Genomic DNA, 13,688 nt, shown 5'->3' with positions numbered 1-13,688 from the left:
CCGCGCTGATTCAGCGCGGATCAATAACGTCGAACTCGAACTGCACCGGTGCAGAGTTTCCGACGTACGCACTAATCAGGTAATGGCCGGGAGGATCACCCTTCGCCACGTCCCAAGACTTTGAGATGGTGCCGTTGTATACGGTCAGGGTCACATCAATCGACATCGTCTTGCGATCCGCTGAGGTGCCATAAGGCTGGCCACCCGCGCCCCACGTCTCTGGGGCTTGTGGCAACGTCATGCGCTCAAGAACGCGAACCTTGCCGGTCTTCTGGTTGAGTTTCATGATCCATCCGTAGTTCTGGTCGACCACCAGAGGGACTGTGTTTGAAACCTTGAAGTCCAGCACATCGTTGTTGCGAGCGAGCTTGAAGAGCCCGAACACCGCATCCAGCGGACACGCGACCTTGGCTGACGAAGTGGCTGCACAGGCCTTGAACACCGCCGCGTTGGATTCCGCAAAGGATCCCTGCGACGCGGCTGGGCTCGGGGAGTCATTGAACTTGTGCGGGAAAGCGCCGGTCGTCTGTGCGTCCACGTGAGCGCACGCGACAGCCGCGAAAAGAACAAGGAGTGGGCGAAGATATTTCATGATGGATGCGGCCAGGCAAAAGGCGATCAGCACTGCGCTGAACGGAACAAAGTCTATCCGCAGATCGGCAGTCTGATGGGTACGTTATTTCGGGGGCAATGCGTAGGTTTCTGGCTGCGATGAGAATCAGCTATCGCCGCATAACTGCCATCCACAGCTACGCCTCTGATTGCCCACAAATATAAACCCAGAGCCCCTACCCGGCGGCCGATTTGCTGGCCACGTAGACCCGCGAGCAAACCACCATGGCCGAATGGATAATTAATGTCATGACCTACACCACCCTCATCTCTGTCGAACAACTCAAGGCCCTGCAAGCCAGCGGCGCACCGCTGATGGTCTTTGACTGCAGCTTCGATTTGACCAACCCTGAAGCGGGCAGCGCCATGTATGCGCAGGCCCATATTCCCGGCGCGGTGTACGCGCACTTGGACACGGCACTCAGCGCCAAAGCCGACCCCACCGCCGCCTCGGGCGGGCGGCACCCGCTGCCTGCGCGCGAAACTTTTGCTGCCTGGCTGGGCAGTGTGGGTTTCGCCAATGGCATGCAGGCCGTGGTCTACGACCGCCAAGGTGTGAACTACGCGGGCCGGCTGTGGTGGATGCTCAAGTGGATGGGCCACGATGCGGTGGCCGTGCTGGATGGCGGTCTGCAGGCCTGGCAGGCCTCAGGCAACGCCGTACAAACAGAGACGCCGGCCGCCCACAGCGTCACTACCTTCGCGATGGGTACTCCGTTGGCCACGCTCGTGACGGTGGACACCGTGCTGCAACGCCTGGGCAAGGACCAGCACATTGTGGATGCGCGCGCCCTGCCCCGTTTCAGGGGTGAAGTGGAACCGCTGGATCCCGTCGCCGGCCATATTCCCGGTGCGGTGAATCGCCCCTTTGCCAGCAACATGGGCCCCAACGGTAAGTTCAAACCCGCCGCCCAATTGCGCCAGGAGTTTGAGGTGTTACTGGGCGTACGCAACCCGGCCGACGTAGTGCACCACTGCGGCAGCGGTGTGAGCGCCGTTCCCAATGTGCTGGCGATGGAGATCGCGGGTCTGGGCCGTCCCGGCTTGTTTGCCGGCAGCTGGAGCGAGTGGTGCAGCGATGCCAGCCGCCCTGTAGCCCAAGGCTGAACGCACGGGCCAAAGCCCACTAGCACGGCCGCCCACAGCGGCCTACACTGCACCACCATGGAGCAACATTCGCCCTCCACGCCGCTACCTGCTGTCCGGCGCCTGCCCGATGCAGTGGTACTCGGCGCTGTGGTCGCAGTGGGCTTGCTATGCAGTGCTGCACTGTTTTTCAGTTTGCGCCAAACCGAGACCTTGCGAATCCAGGAGATCCGCAACGCCAGCGCCCAAACCGTGATCGATGCACTGGAGCTGGACATCACCCGCACGGTGGAAGCCACCCACAACGCAGGCCTGATGGTGGAGACCCAGCCCCAACTGCAGCGCCTGCAGTTCAACGCCTATATGCGCCGTGTCATGGGCGATTTGCACACTATCTCAGTATTGCAGTGGCAGCCGCTGGTGGATGGCCGCACGCTGCACGCGTTTGAGACCGCGGCACGGGCCCAAGGGCTTGTGGGTTACCGCGTGCTGGAGCCCGACGTCACCCCGCGCACGCCGGTAGCGCCGCGCAGCGAATACCTGCCTGTGCTGTATGTCTGGCCCGAAGACCATCCGTCGCTGGGCCGGGACCAGACACCCGATGCCCGTGCCATGCAGCCCAAACAACATGCGCGTGTGATTGGCCGACCGGTGGCATCCCTGGCCTTTCCGATTGCCAGTGCGCCGCCAGACTCCGGGTTGGCAGCGGCCATTTCGGTGTCGTCGCCGGTGTACGAGCGCGATCCCGTGAGCGGTGGCATGCAGCGCCACGTAGGCTATGTAGTGGCCGAGGTGCCGCTCAAGGCCTTGCTGCGCGAAGCCAGTTACCGTGCCGATCTGGCCGGATTGGACCTGCTCATCTTTGATCTGGCCGCACCGGACGACCAGGCCAATGAGCCCATCTACACGTGGTATGGCGGCGCGGCCGACAAGCCGATGTACTTCGGTTTTTTGGCCAACAGCAAACCGGCCGACTTTGGCCTGACCGTGGACATGGCCACCCGGCCCTGGGAAGTGGTGCTGCGCCCGCGCGCTGCCTTCCAGCGCAACCTGCCCGCCAGCCAGGCGCTCTACTTGCTGGCGGCTGCGCTGGCAGCCACGGCACTGGTGACCTGGGCCGTGTGGCGCGCCCAACGCTACCGCCGCCACATTGAAGCTGCCAAACAACGTGAGCAGGCAGCCCGCGAGCAACTCGACGCCGAGCAAAAGCGTCTGCAAAACATCATTGATGGCACGGGTGTCGCCACCTGGGAGTTTGACTACAAGACCCGCCAACTGCAGATGAGCGACCGCTGGGCCTCCCTGGCTGGCTATGCCAAGCATGAGCTGGGCGACAACCTGTACGCCCGCTGGCGCGAGCTGGTGCATCCGGACGATCTGGCCGCCTTTTTCGCGGCCCTGGAACAGCACTATGCCGGCAACAGCGAACACCTGAATTTTGAGTACCGGCTGCGCCATCAGCAAGGGCACTGGATCTGGATTGCAGCGCGCGCCCGGCTCATGGAACGCGCAGCGGACGGCACGCCCCTGCTGCTGGCCGGAACCCACCTGGAGATCACCGAGCGCAAGGAGGCGGAAGCCCGCATTCAGGAGCTCAACGCCACGCTGGAGCTGCGCATGCAGGAAGCGTTGGCCCGCAGCGAAGCCCGCGCCACGCTGGGTACCCTGATTGCCAGTGTGTCGCACGAAATGGGCACGCCCATGGGCAACAGCCTGATGACCGCCAGCACGCTGGTCGACCAGGCACGCCAGTTCCAGACGCAGCTGGATGCCGGCACGCTGCGCAAATCGAATCTGCAGCAGTTTGTAGAACAAGTGCGCGAGGGCAACGCCCTGCTGGTACGCAACCTGGAGCGTGCGGTGGCGCTGCTCAAAAGCTTTCGCCAGGTGGCGGCCGACCAGGCCAGTGAACAGCGCCGCAGCTTCGATGTGCGCCAGGTGCTAGACGAGGTAATGTTGACCCTGGCCCCCAGCCTGAAACGCCAGGCCCACACCGTGGAACTGGACGTGCCCGAGGACATCCGCATGGACAGCTACCCCGGCCCCCTGGGACAGGTGGTGATCAACTTGGTCAACAACGCTTACCTGCATGCGTTTGAAGGCATGGAACATGGGGTGGTGCAGCTGCGTGTGCACGCGGATGACAACCACGTCGCGCTCACCTGCAGCGACAACGGCCGCGGCATTGCGCCCGACATCCTGGAAAAGATGTTCCAGCCGTTTTTCAGCACCCGCATTGGCAGCGGGGGCACCGGCCTGGGCATGTCCATTGTGGACAACCTGGTGAAGTCCACACTGGGCGGCACGCTGGAAGTGCACAGCGTACTGGGCCAGGGCACCACCATCACCATCACCCTGCCGCGCGTGGCACCCGAGCCCCCACGCAGCGATGAGGCCTAGGCTGCGTTAGAAGCCCAGACTGGCGCCCGCACCCAGCAAGGTCGCCAGCCCCAGCAGCGCAAAGATGGCAGCGGCAATGCCGTGCACCAGCTTCATGGGAATTCTGGCGGCCAGTCGGTCACCCACAAACACCGCGGGCACATCGGCAATCAGCATTCCCAGCGTGGTGCCTATGACCACCAGCATGGGGTTGGCATAGTGGGCGGCCATGGCGATAGTGGCGATCTGTGTTTTGTCGCCCATCTCGGCCAGAAAGAAGGTGATGAAAGTGGCCCCGAACACGCCCAGTTTGCTGGCTACGCGGGTTTCTTCCTCCTCGATCTTGTCGGGGATCAGTGTCCAGATGGCCATGCCCAGAAAGGATGCGCCCAATACCCAGCGCAGCACGCCCGGGCTCAACACCGAGGTGATCCAGGCGCCCAGCGCACCAGCCAGGCCGTGGTTGAGCACGGTGGCGGCCAGGATGCCAGCAACGATAGGTAGGGGTTTCTTGAAGCGTGCGGCCAGGATAAAGGCCAGCAGCTGGGTTTTGTCGCCGATTTCGGCAAGGGCGACAACACCGGTAGAGACGAGAAGAGCTTCCATGAGAGACAGGGTCCAGGGCCGGTGAAAAGACGAATGACCACCCTGCTTCCCCGGCCCATGCGGAGGCAAAGTGGTCAAAGGTCTTGCCAAGCTATGAACCGCTTGCGCCAGGGTCTGTGGACCCAGTGTGTTGACGCAAGCCTCTTCAGGCTGAAGAGCGGCTACTCCCCAATGACGTCGTAATTTTAACTCACTTGCCCACGGCGGCCACCTCGCCCGTTGGCGCAGCAGGCCGGCGCAGCACCTTGGCCTTGATGCGACCCCAAAAATGCTCGATGTCGTCCACGATGGTGAAGAAGCTGGGCGTGACCAGCAAACTCAGGACGGTGGAGGTGATCAACCCCCCAATCACCGCTGCAGCCATGGGTGCGCGGAAGCTGTTGTCGGCGTGGCCCAGGCCAATCACCAGCGGCAGCATGCCCGCCACCATGGCGATGGTCGTCATGATGATGGGGCGCGCCCGCTTGTGGCAGGCGTCGATCAGCGCATCAAAGCGCGACAGGCCGTGCTCACGCTGCGCCATGATGGCGTACTCCACGAGCAGGATGGAGTTCTTGGTGGACACGCCGATCAGCATCACCAGCCCGATGAAGGACGGCATGGACAGCATCTTGCCGGTCACCAGCAGGCCGATGAAGGCACCACCGAAGGACAGGATCACCGCGGGGATGATGGAGATGGGGTGCAGGAAGTCCTTGAACAGCAGCACCAGCACGATGTAGATGCACAGCACGCCGGTCAGCATGGCCAGGCCAAAGCCCGCCACCATTTCGGCCTGCACTTCGGCATCGCCCACTTCCAGCTGCTGCACACCGGCAGGCATGTTCACAATGCTGGGCAGTTTGGCCACGGCCTCGGTCACTTCGCCCAGCGGCACGCCGGACAGTTCCACCTCGAAGTTCACATTGCGCACGCGGTTCAGGCGGCTGATCACGGCAGGGCCACCCGACATTTCGAGCGCGGCCACCTGGCTCAGCATCACCGGGCCCTTGACGCCGGGCACCATCAGGCGGCCCAGCAGCTCCAGGTCCTGGCGCGCTTCGGTGTCGAGCTTGACGACGATGGGCACCTGGCGCTGGCTCAGGTTGAGCTTGGACAGGGCCGACTCGTAGTCACCCACCGTCGCAATGCGCAGAGTCTCGGCAATCGCGCTGCTGGTCACACCCATGTCGGCGGCCTTGGCAAAGTCAGGGCGGATGGCGATCTCGGCGCGTGTCAGGCTGGCGCTGGACGAAATGTTGCCCAGGCCGGGGATCTTGCGCAGGTCGCGTTCCACCGCAGCCGCGGCTTGCGCCAGTGCCACCGGGTCTTCGCCCTTCAAGGCCAGCTGGTACTTCTCGCCCGAACCACCCAGGCCCACCTTGAAGCGCGCGCCCGGCAACTCGGCCAGCGCGCTGCGCATCTGGCTCTCGATCACTTGCTTGACGGGGCGCGCACCGCGCTCGTCCAGCAACACGGTCAGCGTGGCCTTGCGCACCTCGGCGGTCGCACCGCCCTGGAACGGATCGGAACCCACCGCACCGCCACCGATGGTGGTGTAGACGCTCTTCACATGCTCGACCTTGCCGATCAGGTTGCGCGCCTGTTCGGCCGCCTCATGGGTTTGGCCCAGCGTGCTGCCTGGGGGCAACTCCACATAAACCTGGGTTTGCGAGTTGTCGTCCGGCGGAATGAAGCCGCTGGGGATCAGGGGCACCAGCATCAGCGACCCCACAAAGAAGGCCACGGCGGAGAACATCGTGATCCAGCGGTGGCTCAGCGTCCAGCGCGTGATGCGCAGGTACAGCGGCATCCAGGTGGGCTCTTCGTGCACATGGGTGGATGGCTTCATCACGTAAGCCGCCATCATGGGCGTGAGCACCCGCGCCACCACCAGCGAGGCGAACACGGCAAACACCGCGGTCCAGCCAAACTGCTTGAAGAACTTGCCGACCACGCCACTCATGAAGGCGGTGGGCAGGAACACCGCAATCAGCGCAAACGTGGTGGCGATCACGGCCAGGCCGATTTCGTCGGCGGCTTCCATCGCGGCCTGGTAGGGCGTCTTGCCCATGCGCAGATGGCGTTCGATGTTTTCCACTTCCACAATCGCGTCGTCCACCAGAATCCCGATGACCAGCGACAGCGCCAGCAGCGTCACGATGTTGGTGGTGAAGCCCATGTAGTTCATGCCAATGAAAGCCGGTATGGCCGACAGCGGCAGTGCCACGGCAGACACCAGCGTGGCACGCCAGCTGCGCAGGAAGAACCACACCACGATCACGGCCAACACGGCACCTTCGTACAGCATGGCCATGGAGGCGTCGAACTCCTCCTGCACCGGCGTCACAAAGTCGAAGGCCTGCGTCAGTTCCAGATCCGGGTGCTGCACCTTCAGGTCGGCCAGCGCCTTGTGCACGGCCGCGCCCACTTCCACTTCACTGGCGCCCTTGCTGCGCGTGATCTCAAAGCCCACCACCGGCTTGCCGTTCAGCAGGGCCAGGCTGCGTTGCTCGGCCACGGTGTCTTTCACGGTGGCCACTTCATCCAGGCGCACGCGCTTGCCGCTGGACAGGCTCAGCTCCAGCTTGGACAACTCCTCCACCGTGGCCACAGTCGCCAAGGTGCGCATAGGTTGTTCCGATCCGCCCAGGTCCGCACGGCCGCCTGCGCTCTCGGTCTGCACCTGCTTGAGTTGACGCGAGATGTCGGCTGCCGTGGCGCCCAGTGCCTGCAGCTTCAGCGGGTCCAGTGCCACTTGCACTTCGCGCGTCACACCACCCACGCGGGCCACGGAGCCCACCCCACGCACGCCCAGCAGCGCGCGCGAGATGGTGTTGTCCACAAACCAACTCAACGCCTCGTCGTCCATGTTGCTGGAGCGGATGGTGAACGCCAGAATCGGCGCGCCCGACAAGTTCATCTTGCTAACGATGGGATCGTGCACATCGCTGGGCAGATCGCTGCGCACGCTTTGTACGGCGCTGCGTACATCGTCCACCGCTTCCTGCGTGGGCTTTTCCAGACGGAACTCGGCGGTCACCGCCACGTTGCCGTCGTACACACGGGTGTAGATGTTCTTGATGCCTTGCAGCGGCGCAATGGCGTTTTCCAGCTTGCGCGCCACTTCGGTTTCCAGCTGCGCCGGAGCGGCCCCTGGCAGGCTGGCGGACACGGTGACGGTAGGCAGTTCCAGATCGGGGAACTGCTGCACTTTCATGGCCTTGAAGGACATGAGCCCTGCCAGCGTCAGCAGCACAAACAGCATGACCGCCGGTATCGGGTTCTTGATTGACCAAGCAGAAACATTCATCTGGCTTGCTCCTTATTTGCTAGCTGCTTGCGCAGTCTTTTCGGGGGCTGCAGCGGTTTTTGGCTTGGAAGCGGTCTTGGGGGCGTCCACTACCTTGACCAAATCGCCTTCACTCAGGAAACTGCCACCCACGGCGACCAGCTTGTCTTCGGGCTTCACACCGCTCTGCACTTCGATCTGGTCGCCCACCACGCGGCCGGTCTGCACCTTGAGCTGGGCGATGCGGTTGTCCGCTCCCACGCGGTATACGTAGCTGAAGCCATCGCGCACTACCACCGCGGTTTGCGGCACAGTCAGCGCGCCGGAGCTGCCCAGCTCAAACTCGCCACGCGCATACATGCCGGGCTTGAAGGAGCCTGGCGCAGCCTTGGTACCGGCAACGGCTCCGTTCAGATCCACATAGACCAGGCCGTTTCGCGTCGCCGCATCCACGGTAGGCGCCAGCGTGCGCACGCGGCCCTTGACCTGCGCACCCGTAGGTGAGGTCACCACCACGTTGGTACCGACGGTGATGCGGTCCAGTTCGGCCGAGGTGACCTCACCGCGCCACTCCAGGCGGCTCTGGCGGATCAGCTTGAACATCTCGGTGCCGGCACCGACCACCGAGCCCACGGAGGCACTGCGTGCCGAGATGGTGCCGCTGTCAGGTGCCAGCAGTTGGGTGTGCCGCAGGCGCAGCAGCTGCGAATCGAGCTGGGCCTTGGCCGATTCGACGCGCGCCTTGGCTGTCTGCTCCTGCGTGAGGTACTGGTTGATCTGCTGGGCGCTCAGGGCACCCGTACCCTGCACGGCGCGGGCGCGGTCGGCGTTGGCCAGGGCCTCGGCCGCATTGGCTTGGGCTTCAGAGACAGCAGCGCGGGCCAGGGCCACATCGGCCTGCACGCTCTCGGCGGCAAAGGTGGCCAGCACTTGGCCGCGCTGCACATGGTCACCCACGGCGGCATGCAGTTCCTGCACGCGCAGGCCGCTCACTTCGGTGCCCACGCTGGCCTCTTGCCACGCGGCCACGCTACCGTTGGCCGCCAGCTTGATGGGCAGCATGCCGCTTTGGGCCTGAGTGGTGGTGACAGTGAGCGAAGGCTTGGCCGCGGTGCTGGCGGCGGCCTTGGGCGCATCGGCCGCCTGGCTGCGCGTGGCGAATAGACCCAGGCCGGCCAGGGTGAGCAGACCAGCGGCCATCAGGCCCAGGGTCAGGGGTTGGAACGGGATGCGGTTCAAAAGACGGTTCATGGTGAGAATCTCGCTAAAAATCAATCAGACAAATGGAGTGCGCTTTATTCCTGGCTGGGCTCAAAGCCGCCACCCAGCGCGCGGTACAACGCCACCCAGGCACGGTTGCGCTCCAGGGACAGGGACAGCTGGGCCGACTGCGAGGCCAGCGCCGTGCGGCGGGCGTCTTCCAGCTCCACCAGGTTGGCCAGGCCCTGGCTGTAGCGCGACTGCGTGGCCGCCAGCGATTCGGCATAGCCTTGGGTGGAGACTTCGGCGTCCTGCTTGCGCGCGTCGGTGCTCTGCAGGTTCACCAGGGCTTCTTCCACCTCGCGCACAGCCTGGCGCACCTTGGCGCGGTACACGGCCACGGCCTGGGTGTAGGCCGCCTCGGCCGCCACCACATTGGCCTTACGCTGGCCGCCGTCAAAGATAGGCAGGGTCAACGCCAAAGGACCGAAAGACCAGGTGTCGAGGTTGGTTTCCGTGCCCATGCTGCTGTAGCGCATGGCGCCCACATTACCGCTCAGCGTCAGGCGCGGGTAGCGCTGAGCCTTGGCGCTGCCCACCTGGGCGCTAGCCACCACCACATCGCGCTCGGCGGCGAACACATCGGGGCGCTGGGTCAGCGTCTGGGCCGGCACACTTGCTATGGAAACAGGAGCTGCCTGCGCAGGTTTGGCGAGGGCTACAGCCAGTTTTTGTCGCAGATCAGGCTCTGCAATCCCGGTCAGCGACACCAACGCCTTGGTGTCAATGTCGCAGGCGGCGGACTGCTGGGTCACGCGACTGCTGCCATCGGCTGCGCTGGCACGGGCCAGGGCTGCGACGGACGGCGCAGTAAAACCGGCCTTGGCGCTCACATCGGCCAGGCGTGCGGTCTCCTGGCGCGAAGCCGCGTCTTTGCGTGCCACGTCCAGCAATTGGTAGCAGGTGGAGAGGCTGTAGTAGGTGCTGGCCACCTCGGCCGCCACCGACACGCGGGCATCGTGCCACTGGGCCTGAGTGCCCTGGAACTGGGCGTCGGCCGCGTTGCTCACCGCGCGGTTGGCGCCCACCAAGTCCAGCTCCCAGGTAGCCTGCAGGCCGATGGTCTGGGTGGTGGCAACGGGCACGCCCGGCTGGCTCACGCCGCGACTGGCGGCGATGGAGCCATCCACCTTGGGCAGCAGCGCGGCGTTGGCCGTGGTGCGCTGGGCGCGTGCCGACTCCACCCGGGCCACGGCCTGCGCCACCGAGGGACTGACGGCCTGCGCGGCCTCGATCAGCTCGACCAGCAGCGGATCGCCCTGCTGCTGCCACCACTGGCTCAGGGCGCCCACGGTGCCGTGGTGCGGCAGCGGTGCCTGCCACTGGGGCGCCACCATGGCGTCCACCTTGGTGGCGGGCATGGTGATGGCACAACCGGAGAGCGCCAGAACGCTGGCCGACAGGGCCAGCACGGAAAGGTGGCGCCGTGCGCCGCGGTCAGCAGGTGGGTTCATGGAGGTGCGTGGGTGCAGGGAAAAGGCCATGGGTAAAGGATGAAAAAAGGGTGGGGTCAGGGCTGTGCGGCAGCGCAGGCCAGGGCCCGGCGGCGAAGCACTTCGCCCTCCACCATGGCCAGCGCAGCAAACAGCATGTGCTCGGCGTAGGCATCGATCGCCGCGGGAGAGCCAATCAGCGCGGGGCGGATCGCCTGGATCACGTCCGAGCCCACATGGAGAATCATGCCCAGGCCAACGATGGAAAATGCCAGGCGGTGCACATCGTCGTCAGGCTGTGTGACACCCAGATGGCGGCACAGCGTCTGAACAAGCGCCATGTGGGCAGGTTTGATGTTGTCGTCAATCTCGGCCTGCCACAGGCCGGTGGGCTCCAGCATTTCGCGGATGTGCAGCTTCATGCAGTTCTGCATGGCCACGCCGTTCTTCATGGGCTCGGTAAAGGTGTTGAGCATGGCGCGCAGCGAGTTTTCCAGGCTCTGGTCGGGGTTGTCGATGCTGGAGGGTTCGACACTGGGGTTGCTGCGCGGGTCGGTGAACACGGCGCGGTAGAGGCCGGCCTTGTCGCCAAAGTAGTAGCTGATGGAGGCCACGTTCACATTGGCCGCCAGCGCAATTTCGCGGGTAGAGGTTTTGGCAAAACCCCGATCGGCAAACAGCACCAGAGCGGCGTCCAGCAGACGGGTGCGTGCCTCTTGCCCATCGCTGCGCAAATGCTTGGCAGCTGTGGGAGTGAGAGGCAGGGGTAGCGAATCAGCAGGGGTCGACATAGCGCCCGATTCTAGCGAGTTAAATCAAACGTTTGATTTAACTACATGAAACCTAGGGGCTTTCCCTAAACCTGCAACACTTGCCCTCTAACAAGCCAGTGACTCCTGAAAGTCCCAGTCTTCTTGCAAAGAAAAAACCAGGCTGTTGGCCTGCCAGCGCAGGATTGCGCCCTGGGCAAAGTCCATTTCCAGCGTCAAAGGCCCTTGCCATGTGCCGGGGATGTCCAGCCGGGCCAGCACCGCGCCCGTGGACGCCAGCCGCACACTGCCACCACGCAGACGGCCTACGGCGTCCAACGCCACACCAGGAGCGGCAACGCCATGGGCCTGCATCGCCAGGCCGCGCGCATAACCCGTCAGTGGTCCGACACCTGCCACATGCCGCTCAACCCACGCCGCTGCAAAACCTACAGTGAGCGTGTCGCCGGCAAACGCCAGACGCGACACTTCCGAATCAGAAAAGCTGAAGCGCAGACCGGCAGCTTCAGTGTCCATGGCCCAGGCCGCTGACCAGTGCCACCAAGGCAATGCCTGCCGCCAGCCATGCCACCTGTGCGGCGGTCTGGCGCGCCGTCAGGCGCTTTTGCAGCTGCGGAATCAGGTCGGCCAGCGCCACGTAGATGAAGCTGCTGGAGGCCACCACCAGAAAGTACGGCAGATAGTCCTGCAACTGGTCTACCAGCCAGTAGCCCGCCAGGCCACCCAGGGCAGTCACCGCGCCAGCCAACGTCACCTTGACGAGTGCCACTCGCTTGTTGCTGGCCCCCGCGCGCAGCACCATCAGATCTCCCATGTGGTGAGGAATCTCGTGCGCCAGCACGGCCAGCGAGGCAATGGCGCCCAAGCGCATATCGGCCATGAAGGCGGAAGCGATCAACACGCCATCGCCAAAGCAGTGCACGCTATCGCCGGTCAGCACCGCCCAGGAGCCGGAGCCTGAAGGCTGCGCATGGCTGTGACTGTGGCCATGAGGATGGTCGTGGTGGTGCTCGTGGCCGTGGTGCCAAAGCTCGGCCTTGTCTAGCAGGAAGAAAAACACCACGCCAATGAGCAGCGTGAGGAACAGGTCATGGGCGCCGGCCTGGCTCTCAAACGCCTCGGGCAGCAGGTGCATGAAGGCCGTGGCCATCAATGCACCGGCCGCCAGGCTCAACATGTGCTGGGTGTAACGCCCCAGCGCGCCAAAACTCAGGGCGGCGGCCAGCCAGACACTGCCAATGCCGGCCGCCAGGGTACCTGCCAATATCGCAATCAGCGTCAAGCCACGCCCTTCGCTTTGAACCACGCCAACGCGCGCCGGAAGCCGTCTTCGGCGGCGGCCTTGTTGTAGCTGGAGCGGTAGTCGGCATGGAAGGCATGGCCCACACCGGGGTACACCACAAACTCCGAGGCCTTGGCCGCCGCATTGCCCTTGGCACCCACGGCAGCCAGCGCGTCCTTCATCTCATTCACCGTGGTCAGCGGAATACCGCCGTCCGCGCCACCGTACAGGCCCAGCACCGGAGCCTTGAGCGATGCCACCAGTTCCACCGGCTGCTTGGGGTTCACCGCAGTGGGGGCGCCCACCAAGCGGCCATACCAGGCCACGCCAGCCTTGACCTTCTTGCTGTACTCGGCATACAGCCAGGTGATGCGACCGCCCCAGCAGAAACCGGTAATACCGATCTTGTGCGGGTTGCCACCGTTGTGGATAGCCCAGTCCACCGCGCCATCCAGATCGGCCAAAACTTGCTCATCCGGCACCTTGGCGACCACTTCAGACAGCAGCTTGCCGATGTCGGTGTAGCTGGCGGCGTCACCCTGGCGGGCGTACAGGTCGGGCGCAATGGCCAGGTAGCCGGCCTTGGCGAAGCGGCGGCAGGTGTCGGCAATGTACTCATGCACACCAAAGATTTCCTGCACCACGATGACCACAGGCAGGTTCTTTTTGCCCGCCGGGGCCGCAAAGTAGAACGGCACCGGATAGCTCTCCACCTCGTACACCGGGGTGCCCGTGACCAGGCCTGCATCGGACGTTTTGATGGCGGTTTGCGCCATGATGGGCATGGCGGTGGCCGCATAGCCCACGCCCAATGCAGCTTTCAGCGCGGTTCGGCGGGTGGCGCCCTCCTCGGTCGATGTGCCGGGCAGCAGGGACAGGATTTCGTTCTTCAGATGATCAAGCACTAGTGTCTCCTCGGTTGAAATAGAAACAGCAGGAAGTGTATGCACAACACATTCCTGCTGTGGCTGGCGGGACTTTGGCAGACC

11 protein-coding genes and 1 riboswitch are annotated in these 13,688 nt (G+C 64.1%); of the genes, 2 read left to right on the top strand and 9 right to left on the bottom strand.

The window, feature by feature from the left end; genetic code table 11:
- Positions 1–10: 10 nt before the first annotated feature.
- Positions 11–592, bottom strand: coding sequence for a PM0630 family protein (locus AC07OE_RS02625; protein ID WP_495069002.1), 582 nt, complete (start codon positions 590–592; stop codon positions 11–13).
- Positions 593–861: 269 nt separating this feature from the next.
- Between AC07OE_RS02625 and AC07OE_RS02620 the strand changes: the two genes are divergently transcribed.
- Both AC07OE_RS02620 and AC07OE_RS02615 read left to right on the top strand, forming a co-directional pair.
- Positions 862–1,719, top strand: a complete 858-nt coding sequence (locus AC07OE_RS02620) for a sulfurtransferase (RefSeq protein WP_495069001.1) — start codon at positions 862–864, stop codon at positions 1,717–1,719.
- A gap of 57 nt (positions 1,720–1,776) precedes the next feature.
- Positions 1,777–4,098, top strand: a complete 2,322-nt coding sequence (locus AC07OE_RS02615; protein WP_495069000.1) for an ATP-binding protein — start codon at positions 1,777–1,779, stop codon at positions 4,096–4,098.
- A gap of 6 nt (positions 4,099–4,104) precedes the next feature.
- On the opposite strand, the gene AC07OE_RS02610 is transcribed toward AC07OE_RS02615, so the two are convergent.
- From AC07OE_RS02610 to AC07OE_RS02575, 8 genes are all read right to left on the bottom strand, one after another.
- Positions 4,105–4,683 carry a TMEM165/GDT1 family protein gene (locus tag AC07OE_RS02610; protein ID WP_495068999.1) on the bottom strand — a complete coding sequence of 193 codons (579 nt, stop codon included), beginning with the start codon at positions 4,681–4,683 and terminating at the stop codon, positions 4,105–4,107.
- Positions 4,684–4,691: 8 nt separating this feature from the next.
- A riboswitch (yybP-ykoY riboswitch) is annotated at positions 4,692–4,865 on the bottom strand.
- An 8-nt stretch (positions 4,866–4,873) separates the two neighbouring features.
- A complete protein-coding gene (locus tag AC07OE_RS02605; protein WP_495068998.1) occupies positions 4,874–7,975 on the bottom strand; it encodes an efflux RND transporter permease subunit in 3,102 nt (1,033 codons plus the stop codon).
- Positions 7,976–7,987: 12 nt separating this feature from the next.
- Entirely contained in the window at positions 7,988–9,205 is a 1,218-nt protein-coding gene (locus AC07OE_RS02600) for an efflux RND transporter periplasmic adaptor subunit (protein ID WP_495068997.1), read from the bottom strand.
- A gap of 44 nt (positions 9,206–9,249) precedes the next feature.
- Complete coding sequence (locus AC07OE_RS02595) at positions 9,250–10,698, bottom strand: efflux transporter outer membrane subunit (RefSeq protein ID WP_495068996.1); 1,449 nt, start codon at positions 10,696–10,698, stop codon at positions 9,250–9,252.
- A 26-nt stretch (positions 10,699–10,724) separates the two neighbouring features.
- A complete protein-coding gene (locus tag AC07OE_RS02590) occupies positions 10,725–11,438 on the bottom strand; it encodes a CerR family C-terminal domain-containing protein (RefSeq protein ID WP_495068995.1) in 714 nt (237 codons plus the stop codon).
- Positions 11,439–11,525: 87 nt separating this feature from the next.
- Positions 11,526–11,933 (bottom strand): hypothetical protein, encoded by a 408-nt coding sequence (locus AC07OE_RS02585; protein ID WP_495068994.1) that lies wholly within the window; start codon positions 11,931–11,933, stop codon positions 11,526–11,528.
- Positions 11,923–12,699 (bottom strand): ZIP family metal transporter, encoded by a 777-nt coding sequence (locus tag AC07OE_RS02580; protein WP_495068993.1) that lies wholly within the window; start codon positions 12,697–12,699, stop codon positions 11,923–11,925. The genes AC07OE_RS02585 and AC07OE_RS02580 overlap by 11 nt, the downstream gene beginning before the upstream one ends.
- Positions 12,696–13,604: a dienelactone hydrolase family protein gene (locus AC07OE_RS02575; RefSeq protein ID WP_495068992.1), complete on the bottom strand. Its 909-nt coding sequence runs from the start codon at positions 13,602–13,604 to the stop codon at positions 12,696–12,698. Before AC07OE_RS02575 ends, AC07OE_RS02580 begins: the two co-directional genes overlap by 4 nt.
- Between the last annotated feature and the right edge of the window lie 84 nt (positions 13,605–13,688).

Source organism: Rhodoferax sp. GW821-FHT09E07 (genome assembly GCF_059416145.1).
The sequence above is the reverse complement of the archived record's forward strand: the minus strand, read 5'-3'. Positions and strand labels throughout refer to the sequence as shown.

Coding starts and splice junctions, on each gene's coding strand:
- AC07OE_RS02625 (WP_495069002.1), bottom strand. CDS start 592: ATGAAATATCTTCGCCCACTCCTTGTTCTTTTCGCGGCTGTCGCGTGC.
- AC07OE_RS02620 (WP_495069001.1), top strand. CDS start 862: ATGACCTACACCACCCTCATCTCTGTCGAACAACTCAAGGCCCTGCAA.
- AC07OE_RS02615 (WP_495069000.1), top strand. CDS start 1,777: ATGGAGCAACATTCGCCCTCCACGCCGCTACCTGCTGTCCGGCGCCTG.
- AC07OE_RS02610 (WP_495068999.1), bottom strand. CDS start 4,683: ATGGAAGCTCTTCTCGTCTCTACCGGTGTTGTCGCCCTTGCCGAAATC.
- AC07OE_RS02605 (WP_495068998.1), bottom strand. CDS start 7,975: ATGAATGTTTCTGCTTGGTCAATCAAGAACCCGATACCGGCGGTCATG.
- AC07OE_RS02600 (WP_495068997.1), bottom strand. CDS start 9,205: ATGAACCGTCTTTTGAACCGCATCCCGTTCCAACCCCTGACCCTGGGC.
- AC07OE_RS02595 (WP_495068996.1), bottom strand. CDS start 10,698: ATGGCCTTTTCCCTGCACCCACGCACCTCCATGAACCCACCTGCTGAC.
- AC07OE_RS02590 (WP_495068995.1), bottom strand. CDS start 11,438: ATGTCGACCCCTGCTGATTCGCTACCCCTGCCTCTCACTCCCACAGCT.
- AC07OE_RS02585 (WP_495068994.1), bottom strand. CDS start 11,933: ATGGACACTGAAGCTGCCGGTCTGCGCTTCAGCTTTTCTGATTCGGAA.